Below are 19,001 nucleotides of genomic sequence, written 5' to 3'. Positions count from 1 at the left end.
GGCCCCGCCCTTCGACTATGCTCAGGGCCTCCCTGATCATTTATCTTCCCGCATGGAAATAATGCTGTCAACAATATACGTGGTATTGCCGCGCCAGGGAACTACATTATGGTATTCCCGGTATTGCAGATCGAACCATTTGCCGCTGTTGACCATTAATTTTTCAGCTATGCTTTTATTCGCCACCGAAAATTCAAATTCATAGGAGGCAATGCTGCCGGCCGTGCGTGATCGTATGCCTTCCTGGATCAATTTTCCTTCATAGGTTTTGAATATGTCGCCTTTAAGCACTACATAATTCAAATGACCTGATTTCACTCCCTGTCCGAACACAAAAAAATACTTCCAGTAAATAATTAATCCGGCTCCTGTTAACAAAAGGGCGGTAACTATAATAAAGATCTTTTTCATTGTATGTAAGGGTTAAGCTGAACACCCAACCGGTCGTTCGGGCGGGCGTTCAGCATTAGGCTAGGCGTATTATAATCCGTATTTATCCACAAGATAGATCAAAGCGGCAATAGAAACAGCCCCCAGTTCCAGCTCACGTTTATTCACCGCCTCAAACACATCGCTGCGGGCATGGTGAATATCAAAATACCGTTGTGAATCGGGTTGTAAACCGGCCAGCGGTGTACCCAGGTCGCGGTTTAATGGACCAATATCAGAACCGCCACCGCCATTTTCTATTTCACTGATGCCATAGGGCGTAAGCAAGGGCAACCAGTTGCGCAGCTTATTTAAATGTTCGGCACTCATGGTAACCCCAAAACCACGGGGCGTAAAGCCGCCTTCATCGCTTTCGAGCGCAAAAATATGTTTCTCTTTTTTACTGCGGGCTTCCTCGGCATATTTGAGGCCACCCCGTGTTCCGTTTTCTTCATTGGCAAACAACACTATCCTGATGGTGCGTTTGGGTTTATACCCGATGGTTTTTAACGCCCGCAGCACTTCTATCGACTGCACACATCCACTGCCATCATCATGTGCTCCTTCGGCGGGGTCCCATGAATCGAGGTGGCCGCCTACTGTTATGATCTCGTCAGGGAATTCACTGCCCGTAATTTCGCCAATGATATTATGTGCTACGGTATCGGGCAGCATTTGCCCCATCGTTTTCAAATAAACGGTTGCCGGTTCCTTTTGCAGCAGGGCAGCCAGCCGGCCGGCATCGTGCAAGCCCAGGGCTGCAGCGGGAATTTTGGGAAAAGAATCGTTGTAACGGGTTGAACCGGTATGCGGGTTGTTATCGGCCGCATGGCTCATGGAACGAATGAGCACCGCAACCGCGCCATATTTATTTAGCAGCCTGGCTGGGGCCAGCGCCCCGGTACCCTACCGCATCACGATAAGCTTCAAAAGTTTTTACATAGGTATCGTTAAATTTATAGTTGTAGAAAACGATCTTACCTTTTACCGAAGCTTTTTTCTGTTCCAGCTCTTCAAAAGAATTTACCAGTACAACAGGGGCCTGTATGCCTTTGGAACCGGTTCCCATGGAATTGCCCAGCGCGAGCACATCGAGGGTTTGATTTTTTTTACCGGGCAGGGCTATCCAGGCCTCATCCTTACCACCTCTTATCCAGTGCGGAACCAGGCATGATTGGGTAATTACCCGGTCGGCGCCAGCCTGTTGCAGGGCTTTTTGTCCCCAGGCTTCGGCCTTATAGGTTTGTGGTGAACCGGTGAGCCGGGCCCCTACCTGTTTGGTAAGCACGCGTAAATTTTCGTAGGCGGTACTATTAAGCAGTATTTCATTGGCAATGGCCCGTATTTTCAGGGAGTCTTCATTTTGGGCATGGCCTGTTAAAGTAATAATTGTTAACAATAGCGTAAACAATTTAAATCTCATGTGCGTTATTTTACGCTAAAATAGTCAAAATGATCCCCTGGAACATTATGTGACTGTTTTAAATTACCTTCACACACACTTAATTTTAAACTGCTATATGCGCATTGGAATTGTTTGCTATCCAACGTTTGGCGGAAGCGGGGTTTTAGCAACGGAATTGGGAAAGGCCCTGGCTGATAAAGGACATCAGGTGCATTTTATCACGTACCAGCAACCAGTGAGGTTGAGTGAATTTAATGCCAACATCTTTTATCATGAGGTTCGGGTGCCCACCTATCCGTTGTTTGATTATCCACCTTATGAAACGGCTTTATCGAGCACAATGGTTGATGTAATTGTAAATAATAATATCGACCTGCTGCACGTACATTATGCCATTCCCCATGCGTCGGCAGCTTATATGGCCAAGAAAATACTGGAGAAACAGGGCAAGATCCTTCCGGTTATCACTACCCTGCATGGTACCGATATTACGCTGGTAGGAAGAGATAAGACCTTTGCCCCTGTGGTCACCTTCTCCATCAACGAAAGCGATGCCATTACCGCTGTATCGCAAAACCTGCGCGATGAAACTTACCGCAATTTCAAGATAGAAAAAGAGATCAAGGTCATTCAGAACTTTGTTGATGTAAAACGCTTTCGTAAAAAACCCATCGATGCGTTCCGCCGTGTAATAGCGCCGCATAATGAGAAAGTAGTGTTGCATGCATCTAACTTCCGTAAGCTAAAAAGAGTAACTGATGTGGTGCGCATCTTTGCTGAGATCAATAAAAAAGTTCCCAGCAAGCTGTTGTTTGTGGGCGATGGTCCTGAACGTCCGGCAGCAGAAAGCCTGAGCCGGGAGCTGGGCATCTACGATGAAACCCGTTTTGTTGGCCGGCAGGAGCAAATTGAAGAAGTGCTGGCTATTTCTGACCTGTTCGTATTGCCTTCCGATTATGAAAGTTTCGGTTTGGCGGCCCTGGAAGCCATGGCGGCCGGTGTGCCAGTGATCTCGAGTAATGCCGGTGGTTTGCCTGAGGTAAATATAGAAGGCGAAACCGGGTATCTGGCCGATGTTGGCGATGTGGAAACCATGGGCCAGCGGGCCATTGAACTGTTATCGGATGAAAATAAACTACAGCGTTTTAAAACGAAGGCAGCTGCGCATGCCCGTTTATACGATATAGATACTATTGTACCCCGGTATGAAGCACTTTATAATCGATTCTTACAAAATATTACCAACCGGGTTTAATGCTGAGACTTCGCTCAGAATAGTAAAGGGGTGAACTGCTATACGCTGTTCACCCCTTTTTCAATTATTTCAAGCCCTCGTTTACGGCTTCCTAAGCCATTTCTCAGGATCTACATTGGTCCTTTCCTGTAATAAGATAAATTCAACTTCGCCATCACCATCGTCGCTAATGGCAGCAGTTCCTACCACCTGGCCGGCCGTTACTTTCTGATTTTTTTCTACGCTTACAGATTTCAGGTGGCCATATACCGTAAAATATTTACCGTGCTTTACCATCACCGTCCAATCGCTTTCTATTTTAAAAACTGAAGACACATCTCCTTCAAAAATAGCCTTCACGGCAGTGCCGGTTTCGGTTGCCAGCGTTAAACTGGGGTTATTGATGATCACTTCATTCGGCAGGACGTTCCGTCCAAAATGAAGCTTCACCGATGCTTTGTCAACCGGCCAGGGCAGGTGGCCTTTATTTTTTTCAAAACTACCGCTGATGCGCAAACCCTCAGGCGTAGTTTCCAACTTACTTTTCTTGATGATTGTTCCGTTGCCAGTGGTTGCAACTGTTCCCGCAACCTTGTTAAATTCATTTTGAATGGCCTTCTGGATCTCCTTCCCTAATTTCTGGTCGGCTTTCTTTTTGGCATCGAGCGCCTTTGCAATTTCTTTCTCCCGGCTCTTAAGGCTTTTTACCGCCGCATTCTTTTCCCTTTTCTCTTCTTCCAGTTCTTCCCTTTGCTTTTGTTGCTTTTGTATTACGGCATCTTTTTCCTTACGGGTTATTTCAAGCCCGGTGATCTTACCAGCAAGTAGTTGTTGTGTACTCCTGATGGCAGCAGCCTTTTCTTCGCAGTATTCGTGATATGCCTTGAAATAATGGATCCTGTTCAATGCATCATTGAACGAAGTGGCAGAAAAAACAAAACTCAGGTATTCGTAATTGTTGCGGAGTTTATAAGCGTATACAACGTTGCGGGCGTATTGAACCTTCAGGGTATCGAGCCGGTCTTTCAGACTGTCGATCTCATTTTTTGATTTCCCGATATTCCCTTCGAGGGCATGCATCTGCTGATTGATGTTCCTGATGGCCCGTTCACGCAACCGCAGCTTTTCCTTCACCATTTCCAGTTGCTTAACACCCGAGCGGGTATTATCATGTGTATTCCTGAGGGCACTCTTCAACTCATCGATCTCGCGCTGGATTTCGCTTTGTTTCAGCTTGAGGTCCTCACTGCTACCCTGTTGCTGGGCAGGCAGGTTAATGGCAATGAAAAGGGCTACAATGCAGGTGGCCGTGAATTTGAGCATAGGGGCAGATTAGATTTTTTGTCGATACGACATTTACGCCATTATTGTCTTTCGTCCGGGCTTTAAGTTATCCCCATTCAACTTAACCTTTCAACCACGATTATTGCCCGAACAGGCTTATAACGCACCAACCTACCTTCTTCGTATCCAGCTTTCCGGATCAAGGTTCCGGTTTTCCTGCATCAGCAGAAATTCGATCTCCCCGTTGCCATCGTCGTTGGCGGCCGCACGGCCCAACATTGTTCCGGCTGAAATTTTCTGGTCTTTTGCTACGCTTACTGATGACAGATTACTATATACGGTAAAGTATTTTCCATGACGTACCAGCACGCTCCAGTTGCCATCGATGTCAAAGATGCGCGATACTTCGCCTTCAAACACTGCCCTTACCACTGCGCCTGGTTCTGTGGCCAGGGTAATACCGGGGTTGTTCCCACGCAGCTTGGTACCTTCAATGGAATAGGTACCGAAGTGGATCTTCACATTGGCTTTTTCAACCGGCCAGGGCAACCGGCCTTTATTACTTTCGAAGCTGCCACTTATCCTGAACCCTTCCGGTGTTGATTCCAGCACGCTCTCCACTGGCTTTTTAGGCGCTTCTTTCTTAGGTTCCACCTTTACTACAGCTGGTGTGGTGGCTGGTGTAGAAGCCGCATTGGCATTTTTTTCCTTTTCTGCTGCTTTGCGGGCTGCCGCTTCTGCTGCTGCGTTCTTTTTGGCAGTTTCTTCCCTTTCTGCCGCTTCACGGGCCTCCCGGGCCTTTGCTTCGGCCAGGGCTTTCTCGCGGGCGATCTTTATTTCACGGTCGATCGCCGTTCTGATAGCTACTTTTAATTTCTGGTCGGCCTTTTGTTTTACAGTAAGTTCTTTGGAGATCTCCTTTTCACGCGCCTTGAGCTTGCTCACGATCTCGTTCTTCTCTTTTTTCTCATCTTCCAGCTCTATTTTTTGCTTTTCCTGTTTTTGTAATACCACGTCTTTTTCCTTACGCGTGCTTTCGAGCCCCGCGATCTTGTTCTGTAACAATAACTGGGTATTCTTTATGGTTGTCGCCTGTTCTTCACGATACAGCCGGTAGGCGCGCAAATACTGCACCCGGCGCAAGGCATCATTAAAACTGGAGGAAGAAAATATGAAGTTCAGGAAATCGTAGTTGCTGCGATTTTTATAGGCGTATACAATGCTTTTGGCGTACCCCTCTTTCAGGGTATCGAGCTCAGTTTTGAGGCGTCCGATCTCATTTTTCGATTTACCAATACTGCCTTCTATTACGTTTATCTGCTGATTGATGTTACCGATGGCCTGTTCGCGCAGGCGTAGTTTTTTTTGCACCATCGACAGTTGTAACAAACCTGCCTTTGCATTCTTTTTGGCATCCTTCAGCGTATTTCTGAGGTCATCGATCTCACGCTGAATATCAGCCTGCTTCCTTTTCAGGTCCTCACTGCTTCCGGCTTGTTGTTGTGCAAAAAGCGCCACATGAACTGCCATGGCCAAAAAACAGGTAAGCATCATTTTCAGCATACTGAAAAAATTTTAAGTGTTAACGGGTTGGGGCAGGGTCATTGGCAATCGTGGTTGTCAATAGGGTTGGAACGTAATTTAAAACTATAACGCTTATTTGCGTTTATAATTTTTCGGGATCGTGAATGGAAAGTTTAAATCAACGTTAAAATCAAATTGTTTGAACTCCATCTCTATATCCAGCTTACTTTTCTCTGATACCGTAATTTTACGATAGGCCGAAAACCGGATGCCATTCTTATACTGGTAATCACCATAAGTAAGATCGGCGGTACGGGCCCTGATGGCATCCACATCATCGAGCTTGCTATGCTGCAGGGTATAATCATCTTTACTAACAGTAAGCAGGTGTTTGAACAAAGTGCCCATGCTGATGAGTGAAATAGACTTATCGTCTTTTTTATACGAGTTTATATTGCTGTCGAGAAATATAGGATTGCCCAGCAGCAGATTTTGCAGGTCGGTAAATGTCAATGGCATTTGCGTTACTTCCTTCAGCGATTCCAGCGAGCGGAACTGCACGGTCTTGTTCAGCTTGTTGATGACCTTTACACTGTCGGGGGTTATCAATACCCTGAAAGCATCAAAACCGAGGGCGGCATTGATGTTCACCCAAATAATACTGTCTTTTTTTATTCTTATAAAGGCATTGAAATCATTTCTTTTTCCATCCTTGCCTTCAAAATCCACCTTGATCTTTGCTGAAAAGGTCCTGAAATCAATATTGTTCTTGAGAATGGTATCCCACACTTTTTTAATATACTGGATCGAGTCTACACGATGGTGATCAACCACCGGGATCATTACCTGGGTGGTATCCTTTTTGGCAATGGCGGTCTGGATCGTTTTTGTTGACCGGCAGCTACTTATGGTTGCTATGGCCAACGATAATATACATATGACACGGAAATATTGCATGCATTACGATTTACCGGTATGGCCAAATCCACCGTCGTGGCGTTTGGTTACCGAAATTGATTTAACGGGTTTCCATTTTACACGTTCTACATCGTGTACAACCATTTGGGCAATGCGATCGCCGGGATGAATGGTTTGGGGTTCCTGTGATAAGTTTATCAGAATGATCTTTACCTCGCCGCGGTAATCGGCATCGATGGTACCGGGACTGTTCAAACAGGTAAGCCCCTGTTTAATGGCCAAACCGCTACGGGGGCGGATCTGCGCTTCATACCCCTTGGGCAATTCAATAAACAAACCGGTTGGCACCAGGAACCGTTCGAGCGGGTTCAAAACAATGGGCGCCTCCAAAAAAGCGCGTATATCCATGCCAGCTGCCTGCTCCGTTGCATATTCGGGCAACGGATTATTCGACTGGTTAATGATCCTGACTTTTACTTTTGACATGGCGCAAATGTAATATGCTAATCCCGATTTTTATCGGCACAAGTTGCAATAAATACATAATGTGCTAATTATCACATTTTTTCCAATAAAACTGTTGCATAGGCTACCAACCCTTCTTCCCTTCCTACAAACCCCATTGTCTCTGTGGTAGTGGCTTTTACCGATACGTCTTCCGAGGTGATATCAAGGATACCGGCAATCACACTGCGCATTTGATCTGAATATTTCTTGATCTTGGGCGCCTCCAGGCAAATAGACGAATCTACATTTATTACCCGGTAGTTGCGGGCCTTTATCAATTCGTAACTTTTCTGTAACAGTATTTTGCTGTCAATGTCTTTATAAGTGGCATCTGTATTGGGAAAATGCATACCTATATCGCCCAGCGCCAGCGCACCCAGCAGGGCATCGCAAATGGCATGCAACAATACATCGGCATCGCTGTGCCCCAGCGCTCCTTTATGATGAGGAATTTTTACCCCGCCTATCCATAGGTCTCTGCCTTCTGTTAACTGATGAAAATCGACCCCGAATCCAATTCGCATACTTATGTGATAATTTGAAAATGAAAAAAGCGTCCCGGTCAGCCGGAACGCTTCAAATATATTCAATTCTATCAGCGTATTAACGAATTATTGTGTTGATTCAGCACCCAGATCATCGAGGTCGAAGATCAGGCCAAAACGCAGGGTATTAGATAATGGGTTGCGGTTTACACCTGAACCGGAAGGAACCAGGTAAGAGAAATTCAAACCAAACACATTGTATTTAACACCTAAACCAACGGTAAAATATTTACGGTTGCCTTTGTCTTTATTTTCATAAAAATAACCGGCGCGGAAAAAGAACTGATCATTATACGCATATTCAGCGCCTGTTGATATCTGCCATTCTTTTAATTCTTCCTTGAAACCGCCGGGGGCATCGCCAAATGAGCTGAACCAGCTGCTTACTACATTTTTATTTCTGTAATCGGCTACCTGGGCGCTATAGGTAGCACTGTCGCTGGGGTCAACAAAATTAGGTGGTGTAGGCACCAGCAGTTTATGCAGGTCTAAACCAAAAGTGATCTTATTTTGTTCATCAAAAACCTTGGTGTAGGTTGTACCCAGGCTTAAATTGGCAGGAATATAATCCTTCTGGGTTGCATCGTTCGTATAACCGATCTTTCCACCCAGGTTAGTAAGAGCAGCGCCGATATTCCAACCTTCACCCGCTTCATTCTGGCCGGTATAGAAAAAGGAGACATCACCGGCTACAGTTGAACCTGGTTTGTAAGCAGTACCGCTTTGGGCCAGGTTACCAGCGAGGTTTGAGCGAATATAACGCAAAGCAATACCAAGACCAATTTTGTCACTCAACTTACGGGTATAACCGGCATCAATGCCAAATTCGCGGGGGCGGCCATTACCGTAGTCGTTACCACCCTGATCGGTGAACTGGATATTACCGAGGCTGAAATAACGGATAGAACCGCCTATGGCCGACTCTTCATCGAGCTTAATGTATCCGGCTAATGCCAGCAGGTACACATCGTTTAACCCCAGGTCTTTTAACCAGGGCGTATAGGTTAACCCCACGCTGAAGTTCTTCTGGGCAAATGGTACTTTTGCCAGGTTCCAAATAGGAGACATGGCATCAGGAGAGGTGGCTACTCCCAAATCACCCATACCACCGGCACGGGCATCAGGAGAAATCCGTAGGAAAGGTACTGCGGTCGTTACAACATTAATTTTGTCGGTTGTTTGGGCATTTGCAGAAATACCGCCCACCAACAGGAAAATACCTACAGTTAGTTTTAAGATTTTTCGTTTCATTTTTTGAATTGTCTTTAAGGATCAAACCGCCTTCAACGTTTTTCTCAATAGCATTTTGGTAGTACAGACATTACCCTTGCTTTTGTATCAAAGCTTGTTGATGCGGAACAATAAAAATTTTGGGTAAAGTTTCCTGTCGATAGATTGGCTAAAATATATAATTTCAAAATTGGGCTACAATATAAACAACTTCTCAAGCTTTTCCGCTGCTTTACCATCCGAAGTTTGTACCCTTAAACGGTAAATATACACACCCCGTCCGATTTTATCATCATAATCATCCCTGCCATTCCATTCCACGTCACTCGAACGGTTTCCGGGGGAAAATATTGTCTTGTTCAGCGTTTTTACCAGCTTCCCTGTAATCGTATATATCTGGATCCTTATAAGTAATTCTTCCCCAGGCCTGTTATGCTCAAACCAGAAGGTGGTATGGGTAGTGAACGGGTTAGGATAATTCAATACATGATCCAGCGCAAAATTCTCCGCCTTAACCACCCTGAAATCGAGGGTAACTTCCCCTGAATTATTAGCCGCATCCCAGGCCTTTATGGTTAGGGTATGCGCCCCGGGCGCTATGGTGGGCAACTGAAACCGCACCGTTCCCTGGCGGTAATTGTTGAGATCGCTCTCATAAAACTCATTCAGCACATATTCATTTTTTTGATCATTATCAAGCGTAGCCACCAGGTCGTGGCCTATTCCGGTGCCCAGTATATTGATGCCCGATGAATCGGATAGCTTTAACAATAATACGGGCCGGTCGTTGGTGATGCTGCCGTTCACAAACTTCTCATCATTTAAATACGCTTTTATGGTTGGACCGAGGGGGTCGAAAACGCCATTTCCTGAACCGCCGACAATAATATTTTTCAACACCCCGTTCCCGTCCTTACTGCCATTATCGGTATAATAGCTGATCTTTCCATTGCCGTACTGATAGCTGATGTCTTTGGGAACCATAAAACTGAACGTGAACCGCCCATTGCTCACGCTTGCCTTGCCTTTGAACAGGATATTTTTCTGCACCTGAAAAGGCACTGCCTGGCTGCCGGGGTCATTGCCGAGCGTATTTACTGTTTGTACTTTATCGAATATGGTGGGGTAAATAGTACCATTAAAATCGTTGAGGGTATTGCCGGTATTGTCCTGTACAATGCCACTGATGGTATATTCCGACAAGGCCTTTAATGTGTCGGGCGTACCCGTTACAGCTTTTCCGTTTATGGCAGAGGTTTGCACCTGATAACCGGGGAAGGCAATGGTTAAAGCCGGGTCGCCCAGCAGTGTGAATTTGCGGTTATTAACTACATCAGTTAAAAAACTATAGGTAACATTCTTGGCCTGGCGAACTGCCTCGCCCAGGCTCCGGTAGCTGCTATCGGGCTTTTTCTGAAATGCCGTTCTCAGATAATTCTCATTCATGACGCGGTTGCTGAATGCAAAAACCACCCGGGTGGTGGTCATAAGGGCTATGGCCCCCGTTTTTTCGCGCAGCAACAGGTTTTCGCCAATGGAACTTACCAGCGGATTATCGTAAGGCGCCACATCGCAGGTGGCAGTAATAAATAAGGGCAGTTTATTGGGGTTATTGAAACCATTGATGATATCCTGGTCAAGCACCACTTCTTCGGCCAGCCGGCGGTAACCGCCATGACCGGTATAATTCCACACCAGGGTGCCGTTGTATATTTTATTATTAATGGCCAGGTTCACAGCGGGATAACGGCTGCCGGCCGAATTGCTTTCCTGTTGAAAGGCATCGAGGTATATTTTATCGATGTTTTCCTGCGGGGCGGTTGCTGTTACCGCCTGCGTCATGATCTCGGCATCCTGCAAATGCAGGTTATTGTCCTCATCATCGGCCACAAAAGTGCATTCATTGCGCCAGGGTCCCAGGCTTTTGATCTCGTTGTAAGCAACGATCTTATCGACAATGGCCTGAGCTTCCCGTTCATTTTTAGCTGGAATGCGGCCAATGCCAATATCGAGCAGGTAAGTGCCCGTTCCATTGATATCGTCATTATCGCCCAGCAGGCCAAAAAAATCGTCGGAGGTATAGGTAGCCAAAGGATCCAGCGAGCCGGGGCTTTCCCAGGCCGGCACCAGGTTGGTATTGTTGGAGATACGGGTGCGGTAATCGAAAGAAGCATCCCCAAAAAGCAACAGGTATTTGGGCGCTTTTGCGCTATCGCCACCTGCCCGGTCGTAAAACATCTTTACAAAATCGCGTAAGGCGGCGGGGTCGGGTGAACCGGAAGAAAACTCATTATACACCTGGTTTACTGTAACCACCAGGGTCGAAAGGTTTTCGCGCTGCTGATGATACCGGGCCAGCCGTTGGGCCTGCGCCAGTAAATCGGGATGGGTAATAATTATATATTGGGGCAGGGCGCTTCCATGTAAATTCTGATTGGGAACACTACCAACCTTTGCCGGGGTTAAAAACCCTGAATTATTGAAGGCTACGTATTCATGCAGGCGACTGCACTCGTTCACAAACCGCCATTCGCTGCCGTTCATACTGCCTTGCATTTGAATGGGTTCCAGCGTATTGGTTACATCCCATACCTGTGTACCGGCCGCCACATTTTTAAGGACGAAGGTGCCCACTTTTCCCGGCCCCACACTATTCCAGTCGCGGAACAGTAACTGATTGTTGCCAGTCATAGAGAGGTCGACGCGGGCCAGCACTTCAAACCAATCGAGCCAGCCCTGGCTGCCGGTACTGCCGGGTGTATAATCGAACCGAACGGAAACCGGCGATTGGGTGGTGCTGAAGGTGGCCGATGATTGGGCGCTCATGGCAAAAGGATCGTAAGAACCGGTACCGGTAGCAGACACATCAAATTGCATAGCCTGCTGGTTATTAACACTTACCGAAAAGCGGCTGTTTGAACCGAATGAACGCGCCACACAACTGGTTGCCAGGGTGGCGGCATCGGCCAGTATATTGGGCATGCTTAATGTATAAGTGCGGGTCAGCGATTTACCACCGTTATTCGAAAATTCTTCCCCATACCATTGCCGGCCGCTGCTCAGGAAATTAACGGTATCCAGCTCATAGAACCAGCTGCGGGTCACCTGCGAAATGGAGGTATTGGCCGGCGTGGTGCTATTGACAGTTGTGATCCTTTTTCCGTTTTGCCCAATGGTTATATAATAATAAGAGGTGTCGCTATATATATTCTTTTGATGGTGAAAGGTTTTATTGGCCGAATCTTTGAGCCAGGCATGCGGGCCAGGCGCATAAAAAAGAATATAATCTGAACCATTCAGGCGGCCATCCCCCCCATCTTCAACCCATAAAGCGTTTTCAATAAGGTCATCGGGAATTGTGTTAACCGGTTTTTCGGGCAGCATTTGCCCGCCGTTACCATATAACCGAATTGAAGAAGCCGTAAGAGAAGCCGTATTGATGCCGAGGGAAGCAAGGAAGGGAAGGTCAATTTTATAAATTCCGGGGGTTGTTGTACTTATTTTATACCAACTACCCATCGCCAGCACAGAATTGGCCGTATATGAACGTTGAGAAAGGACCGGCATACAGTTTACAACCAGTATGCCTGCCATCATAAGGCGGATAACAGGTTTGCAGCGCATCCGGTCAAAAATAGGTCATTTTATACCATGTTTCCGGTAGGAAATATGCACCATGCAAAAAAATAATCCGTCACCCAGTATACCCGGCTCAATTATTGAATGTGGGAATTCACGGTAAAACCTGTCATGTGGTTTTCACAAATTAACGAAGCTAAAACCACCTGTTACACAGGTTGTTTTACTAAAAACAGGTATATTCGCCACCCCACAAATGATTGTGGAAAAGCAATCGAAAAATCCGTACAATATTTGCTCCGTAATAGCGTTTAACCAAATTGAACTAAAGGCAAAAGTCATCAAAATGAATTTGAAAAACCTATTTATCGTACTATCCTGCGCAGCCGCAGTTTCTGCCTGTAAGTCCAACAAGAAAGAAAAGTCGGACGTTACCGGTTGGAATTACAATGACAAGAACATGGGTGGATACCAGGTATCCCGTGAGAAAGAACAACGTACCGGTCCCGGACTGGTGTTTGTTCAGGGCGGTACCTTTACCATGGGTGCCACTGAAGAAGATGTCATGGGCGACTGGAACAACATTCCATCCCGTAAAACAGTAAACTCATTCTACATCGACCGTACCGAGGTTGCCAATATTCACTATCGTGAATATTTGTACTGGGTAAACAACGTGTTCGATGGCGATGAATATAAAGATGTAAGATCGCAAGCATTGCCCGATACCCTGGTATGGCGTAATGAGTTGGCTTACAACGAGCCTTTGGTTGAATACTACTTCCGCCACCCTTCTTACAACTATTACCCGGTAGTGGGCGTAACCTGGAGACAGGCTCATGACTTTTGTTTATGGCGCAGCGATCGTGTAAACGAAAAAGCTTTGCTTGATAAAGGTTTTATCAATAAGACTGCCGTTAAAAATATTCAGGGCCAGGGTAGCGAGTCGTTCAATACCAAAGCATATTTGCTTGGTTTAACTACACCTACTCCGGGCAACCAGGTTCGTTCTAAAAAGAACCCTTTAAAGAACCCGAACGGTACTCCCAGAACTACAGTAACTTTCGAAGACGGTATTTTGTTACCGAACTACCGCCTCCCTACAGAAGCTGAGTGGGAATACGCCGCCCTGGGTCTGGTTGGTCAAAACCCCAACCCCAGCCGCAAAGAAGGCAAACGGGGAGAGGAGTTGATCACCAACAAACAGGTATTTGCCTGGACACAAAACGTAAACGGTTTGCGTGATAGCCGCCGTGGCACCTGGCAAGGTACCTTCCTGGCCAACTTCAAACGCGGTAACGGTGATAACATGGGTGTGGCTGGTGGTTTGAACGACCGCGCTGTATACACTGCACCGGTAACTTCGTTCTTCCCCAACTCATTTGGCTTATATAATATGTCAGGTAACGTAAGTGAGTGGACTGGTGATATTTACCGTCCGCTGTCACCTACCGATAACGACGACGTATCTCCTTATCGTGGTAACCACTACCAAAACGTTTACAAGAATAAAGATGGCGAGTTTGAGAAAGACAGCCTCGGTCACGTTAAGACTGTATACGTAACTGATGAAGAAAGCAAAAACCGCCGTAACTATCAAAAAGGTAATGTGATCAACTACCTCGATGGTGACTCAATGATCACTGGTGTTACTTATGGTGGCACTGATGTTGCAGAAAACTCGAAAACTGGTCGTGGTTATGGAGTTAGCACCCTCATCAGCGATAAATCAAGGGTTATTAAAGGTGGTAGCTGGAATGACCGTCCTTACTGGTTAAGCCCCGGCGCCCGCCGCTTCCTGGAAGAAGATCAGGGAAGTTCTACAGTAGGTTTCCGTTGCGCAATGGACCGCCTGGGTAGCCCTGAAGGTAATGGCCACAAAACCGGTATCAATTACCCAACACGACGACAGAACACAAGAAAACGATAAAGGTTTTTTTCAAATTCTTAAGGAGCCATCCACTTTCGTGGATGGCTTTTTTGTTGGAGAATGATCTGTGGTGAGGGGATTTCCGAAATTCGTTTTTTTGCTTTTTCGTGAAAGCGGGGGCGCTTTTAAAAAAGACGGCTTACCTTTTGCCGTTATCAGCAGCAATAAAAAAGGTGAGCCTTCCGCCGATTGGCGGTTGACCCACCTGCCTTAAATTTGCGACATGACCATTGAACAACTCTACGAAATATACCGGCAATATCCTTCGGTTCAAACCGATACCCGGAAACTGAAAGCAGGCGACATCTTTTTTGCATTAAAAGGTCCCAATTTCAACGGCAATCAATTTGCTGAAGCGGCCCTGGCGGCAGGCTCGGCATATGCCGTGGTTGATGAAGCGCCCGCCACACCCAACAGCCGCATTATTGTTGTAGCCGACGTACTCACTGCCCTGCAGCAACTGGCGAAATATCACCGCCAGCAGTTTACCATTCCATTTATCGCCATCACCGGCAGCAACGGTAAAACCACTACCAAGGAACTGGTGCATGCCGTACTTTCGGCCGGTTATAAAACCTACACTACCCAGGGCAACCTGAATAATCATATTGGTATACCGCTCACTATATTATCAGTTAAATACGATGCTGAAATGGCCGTGATAGAGATGGGGGCCAACCACCTGCGCGAAATAGCCAGTTATTGTGAATATACCCTGCCAACGCATGGCATTATCACTAATTGCGGTAAAGCGCACCTCGAAGGGTTTGGCAGCATTGAAGGCGTGCGCAAGGGAAAAGGCGAATTGTATGATTATTTACGCGCCCACAATGGAACCGCCTTTGTTATGTGGGATTATGATTACCTGCAAAGCATGAGCAAAGGCATACCAGCTGTTATAAAATATGGTACAATAGAAGCGGCCGACGTGCAGGGCGCCGTTCAACAAAGCGAACCATTTTTAACCGTAGCCATTTCAAAAGGCGCTACACTGCCTGTTATACATACCCAGTTGGTAGGCGCATACAACCTGCCCAATGTGTTGGTAGCCGTAACAGCCGGTAAATTCTTCAGGATGCCCGATGAAAAAATTAAAGCGGCCATTGAAAGCTATACACCTTCTAACAGCCGTTCGCAGCTGATTGAGAAGAACGGCAATAAATTTATTCTCGATGCCTATAATGCCAACCCCACCAGTATGAAGGCCGCCATTGAAAATTTTGCGGGCATACAGGCTAATAACAAAGTGTTGATGTTGGGCGGCATGGCCGAGCTGGGCGCCGAAAGCCTGCAGGAGCATGAAGCTATCATCGACCTCATTAAGCAACATAACTGGAAAGCGGTGGTACTGGTAGGCGGAGATTTTATGAAGCTTGATCATCCCTTTATAAAAATGGCTAATTCTACAGAAGCGGCCAACTGGTTCAGGGACCAGTTGTTCAATGATACTTATTTCCTGATAAAAGGATCGCGGAGTATGCAAATGGAGAAAGTGTTGGGGTGATCACTAAGTGCTTCCTTAATACGCATGTTCCATATGCAACTCCTGCACTAACTGCAGCAATTGCCGTTGCTGTTTTTCTTTTTGTTGCACCCATATTGATTGCAGTTCCTGTAATTGATCTTTTTCATCATTATCACAATCGTCACTATAACCTGATTGCAGCAACGAAATGGCCAGACAGCGATCATTAAAATCGCCCAACTCAGAAACCATATCACTTAATTCTTTTTCGCTTTTCCATTCGCCCCCGGGAAAGGGAATACCCCAGTCGCTTTCGCATATGCGCATGATGTAGATGATGTCCTTTATTAGCTTACGGATGGAATGGAGGTCTTTTTCATTATCGGCAGCTAATAATAAAATATGGATGGCAGCTATTTTCTGCTGCATAAATTTATTGAATGTATTATCGTGCAGCTGACGCGGCAGCCCTTTTACAATTCCGTGAAGTAGTTTTTTGAAATGCGTGATCTCAATAGCATACACGGCTTGTTCTTTATACGTAAACAATTGCTGATTTAACCGGTGCATACAGGCCGGTATTTTAGCAGCAACGGCTACAGTATGCAGCTCATCGAGGAATAATTGCCAGTCGCGTACATGGCCACAATGATGGTAAAGAGATTTTAATTTAGCCGGTATATCCAGATCGCCGGCGCCTTTTTCTAATTGAAGTAATCGTAAGAAAGCACGAACTTTTTTGTAATTAACGCGCAGGTCATGAATATCCTCCTGGTCAAATGATCCGGGCAGTTGTCTACTGCACTTTTCAATTTTGCCGATATGCCTGTTAACCACTTCTTCCAGTGCTTCCCGTTTCATACCTACCTATTTTTCTTTAAGTTACGAATTTCCGGGGTGAACTTTAAAAACTACATAAAAAACAAACGGGTTGGAGAACCAACCCGTTTACCAGCTCAATTTTTAAAACTTTTTATTATGAAAAAGAATCAGTCATAAATTTACGCTTTCGATTAACCCTATACTATGACGAAAGGCATCCAAAAAGATGATTATCGTCATTCCCCAATGGCAGGATTCCGAACGCTTAACAATTTTCCAATGCCTGGCGAATATCGCCTATAATATCATCAGCATGCTCCAGGCCAACGGAAATACGTATTAAACCGGGCGTAATATTTACAGCCAGCCGTTCCTCTTCCGTTAGTTTGGCATGTGTGGTACTGGCAGGGTGCGATGCAATGCTTTTGGTATCGCCCAGGTTAGCAGTGAGTGATAACATTTTGAGGTTATCGAGGAATTTGCGGCCGCTTTGCAAGCCACCGGCCAGTTCAAAACAAACGATTCCGCCGCCATTCTTCATCTGTTTCAAGGCAATACGGTGCTGGGGATGACTGGGCAGAAAAGGATATTTCAACCATTTGATCTTTGGATGCCCTTCCAGCGCCTTAGCCAGTTGCAAGGCGTTATTACCATGCCGTTCCATACGCACATCGAGCGTTTCGAGGCTTTTGCTCAATACCCAGGCATTAAAGGCCGACAAGGCCGGACCCGTACTGCGGCAGAATAAATAAATATCGTGTATAAGCGATTTTTTACCCACTATAACGCCGCCGAGCACACGTCCCTGACCGTCGATCCATTTGGTGGCGGAGTGTACTACGAGGTCGGCGCCGAAATCGATGGGCCGCTGATTTACCGGTGTGGCAAAACAGTTGTCGACATTCAAAATAAGGTTATGCTTTTTAGCAATGGCCGATACGGCTTCCAGGTCAATGAGATCCAGCCCGGGGTTGGTGGGCGTTTCTACATAGATCATTTTGGTATTGGGGCGAATGGCCTTTTCCCACTCTTCGGGTTTATCGGCCGGAACATAAGAATATTCAATGCCGAATTTGGGCAGGTATTTGGTGATGACGGTATGGGTGCTGCCGAAGATGGCGTTGCACGAAAGCAAATGATCGCCTTTTTTCAGCAAAGCCATAAACGAGCCGAAGATGGCACTCATACCCGAGGCGGTAGCAAAGCCTGCCTCGGCCCCTTCAAGGGCAACCATTCTGTCGATAAACTCCTGTACCGAAGGATTGCTGAAACGGCTGTAAATATTGTCATCGGTTTCATCGGCAAAGGCCGCCCGCATGTCTTCGGCATTATCGAAGCAGAAGCTGCTGGTGAGGAACAGGGGCGATGAATGTTCCATTTCATTGGTTTGATCGGTGCGAATGCGGATGGCTTTGCTTATTGGATGCATGAAAAAGTTTGTTAGTACCCCCCGGCCCCCTTAAGGTGGTGACACAGTCCCGGGTGGTTATTTAATAATTGAGTTATTTGATCCTTTATTTCTGCTTAACAGCGAACAGAACCCTGACGAGTGCGATCCCGACTAAAGTACGGGACAGGCGCAACGGCAGCTCAATAGAAATATTAAAGCCGGGCTCCGTAAAATGCAGCCTTCCCCTACTTCCCTATTTCCTGGTTCACCCGTACTTCCCATTTCAGCTCTCCGCCGGCACGGCGCAGGGTTTCGGCTACGGAACAGTATTTGTCCATCGACAGCTCGCAGGCGCGTTTTGCCTTATCGGGGTCAATATTGCCGGTGAGCTCGAAAACAATGGTCACATTTTTCCAGATGGAAGGTTCTTTACCCGCTTCCCGCTCCCCTTCTATCTTCATGCTGAACCCTTCTATTGTTTGCCGCTGTTTTTTGAGAATGCTTACGATATCGATGCCGCTGCAGCCGCCAAGGCCCATCAGGAGCATTTGCATGGGCCGAACGCCAAAATTAGTGCCTCCACCTTCCAGACTGGTATCCAGGCGTACGGTATGGCCATTGGCATCTTTCGCTTCAAATCCATAGTCGCCATCTACCCTTTCCAATTCAATTTTTATCATGGTAAAGATTTTTGCAAATGTAATTCATGCAAGCATTTACTTTGCACCCTTAATTATAG

Annotated in this window: 16 protein-coding genes; 3 read left to right on the top strand and 13 right to left on the bottom strand. The window is 46.3% G+C overall.

All coding sequences use genetic code 11. From position 1 onward, the window contains the following. Positions 1-36: 36 nt before the first annotated feature. The 3 genes from A3860_RS24770 to A3860_RS41925 all read right to left on the bottom strand — a co-directional run bounded on the left by A3860_RS24770 (position 37) and on the right by A3860_RS41925 (position 1,852). Entirely contained in the window at positions 37-411 is a 375-nt protein-coding gene (locus A3860_RS24770; protein WP_081151072.1) for a hypothetical protein, read from the bottom strand. Positions 412-480: 69 nt separating this feature from the next. Further along, positions 481-1,281: a M20/M25/M40 family metallo-hydrolase gene (locus A3860_RS41930; protein WP_245843616.1), complete on the bottom strand. Its 801-nt coding sequence runs from the start codon at positions 1,279-1,281 to the stop codon at positions 481-483. Between the two features lie 16 nt (positions 1,282-1,297). Further along, the gene (locus tag A3860_RS41925; protein WP_245843615.1) at positions 1,298-1,852 is read right to left on the bottom strand and encodes a zinc-binding metallopeptidase family protein; all 555 of its coding nucleotides are present in this window, start codon (positions 1,850-1,852) and stop codon (positions 1,298-1,300) included. A gap of 97 nt (positions 1,853-1,949) precedes the next feature. Between A3860_RS41925 and bshA the strand changes: the two genes are divergently transcribed. Further along, positions 1,950-3,089, top strand: a complete 1,140-nt coding sequence (gene bshA, locus A3860_RS24760) for an N-acetyl-alpha-D-glucosaminyl L-malate synthase BshA (protein WP_081151070.1) — start codon at positions 1,950-1,952, stop codon at positions 3,087-3,089. 81 nt (positions 3,090-3,170) lie between these two features. Here the strand turns inward: bshA and A3860_RS24755 are convergent, their stop codons facing one another. From A3860_RS24755 to porU, 7 genes are all read right to left on the bottom strand, one after another. Next, positions 3,171-4,391: a murein hydrolase activator EnvC family protein gene (locus tag A3860_RS24755; protein ID WP_081151068.1), complete on the bottom strand. Its 1,221-nt coding sequence runs from the start codon at positions 4,389-4,391 to the stop codon at positions 3,171-3,173. 132 nt (positions 4,392-4,523) lie between these two features. After that, entirely contained in the window at positions 4,524-5,915 is a 1,392-nt protein-coding gene (locus A3860_RS24750) for a murein hydrolase activator EnvC family protein (RefSeq protein ID WP_081151065.1), read from the bottom strand. 93 nt (positions 5,916-6,008) lie between these two features. Beyond that, positions 6,009-6,833 (bottom strand): DUF4292 domain-containing protein, encoded by an 825-nt coding sequence (locus A3860_RS24745; protein ID WP_081151063.1) that lies wholly within the window; start codon positions 6,831-6,833, stop codon positions 6,009-6,011. Between the two features lie 3 nt (positions 6,834-6,836). Further along, positions 6,837-7,280 carry a dUTP diphosphatase gene (gene dut / locus A3860_RS24740; RefSeq protein ID WP_081151046.1) on the bottom strand — a complete coding sequence of 148 codons (444 nt, stop codon included), beginning with the start codon at positions 7,278-7,280 and terminating at the stop codon, positions 6,837-6,839. A 71-nt stretch (positions 7,281-7,351) separates the two neighbouring features. Further along, positions 7,352-7,825 carry a 2-C-methyl-D-erythritol 2,4-cyclodiphosphate synthase gene (gene ispF, locus A3860_RS24735; RefSeq protein WP_143774247.1) on the bottom strand — a complete coding sequence of 158 codons (474 nt, stop codon included), beginning with the start codon at positions 7,823-7,825 and terminating at the stop codon, positions 7,352-7,354. Between the two features lie 87 nt (positions 7,826-7,912). After that, entirely contained in the window at positions 7,913-9,097 is a 1,185-nt protein-coding gene (porV, locus tag A3860_RS24730) for a type IX secretion system outer membrane channel protein PorV (protein WP_081151043.1), read from the bottom strand. A 174-nt stretch (positions 9,098-9,271) separates the two neighbouring features. Next, the gene (porU, locus tag A3860_RS24725) at positions 9,272-12,673 is read right to left on the bottom strand and encodes a type IX secretion system sortase PorU (RefSeq protein ID WP_158085347.1); all 3,402 of its coding nucleotides are present in this window, start codon (positions 12,671-12,673) and stop codon (positions 9,272-9,274) included. 328 nt (positions 12,674-13,001) lie between these two features. On the opposite strand from porU, the gene A3860_RS24720 reads away from it, so the two are divergent. Together A3860_RS24720 and A3860_RS24715 are read left to right on the top strand one after the other, a co-directional pair. Next, entirely contained in the window at positions 13,002-14,585 is a 1,584-nt protein-coding gene (locus A3860_RS24720; RefSeq protein WP_081152260.1) for an SUMF1/EgtB/PvdO family nonheme iron enzyme, read from the top strand. Positions 14,586-14,808: 223 nt separating this feature from the next. Beyond that, on the top strand, positions 14,809-16,089 hold the full coding sequence (locus tag A3860_RS24715; protein ID WP_081151038.1) for a UDP-N-acetylmuramoyl-tripeptide--D-alanyl-D-alanine ligase: 1,281 nt from the start codon (positions 14,809-14,811) through the stop codon (positions 16,087-16,089). A gap of 15 nt (positions 16,090-16,104) precedes the next feature. Here A3860_RS24715 and A3860_RS24710 read toward each other — a convergent pair whose 3' ends face one another. The 3 genes from A3860_RS24710 to A3860_RS24700 form a co-directional block, all read right to left on the bottom strand. After that, positions 16,105-16,911 carry a CHAD domain-containing protein gene (locus A3860_RS24710; RefSeq protein ID WP_081151036.1) on the bottom strand — a complete coding sequence of 269 codons (807 nt, stop codon included), beginning with the start codon at positions 16,909-16,911 and terminating at the stop codon, positions 16,105-16,107. Positions 16,912-17,137: 226 nt separating this feature from the next. After that, a complete protein-coding gene (locus A3860_RS24705; RefSeq protein ID WP_081151034.1) occupies positions 17,138-18,301 on the bottom strand; it encodes a trans-sulfuration enzyme family protein in 1,164 nt (387 codons plus the stop codon). 206 nt (positions 18,302-18,507) lie between these two features. Further along, positions 18,508-18,942 (bottom strand): OsmC family protein, encoded by a 435-nt coding sequence (locus A3860_RS24700; RefSeq protein WP_081151032.1) that lies wholly within the window; start codon positions 18,940-18,942, stop codon positions 18,508-18,510. Positions 18,943-19,001: the final 59 nt, after the last annotated feature.

It is taken from the genome of Niastella vici, assembly GCF_002077945.1.
Taxonomy (GTDB): domain Bacteria; phylum Bacteroidota; class Bacteroidia; order Chitinophagales; family Chitinophagaceae; genus Niastella; species Niastella vici.
This window is presented reverse-complemented; position numbering and strand designations above follow the sequence as displayed.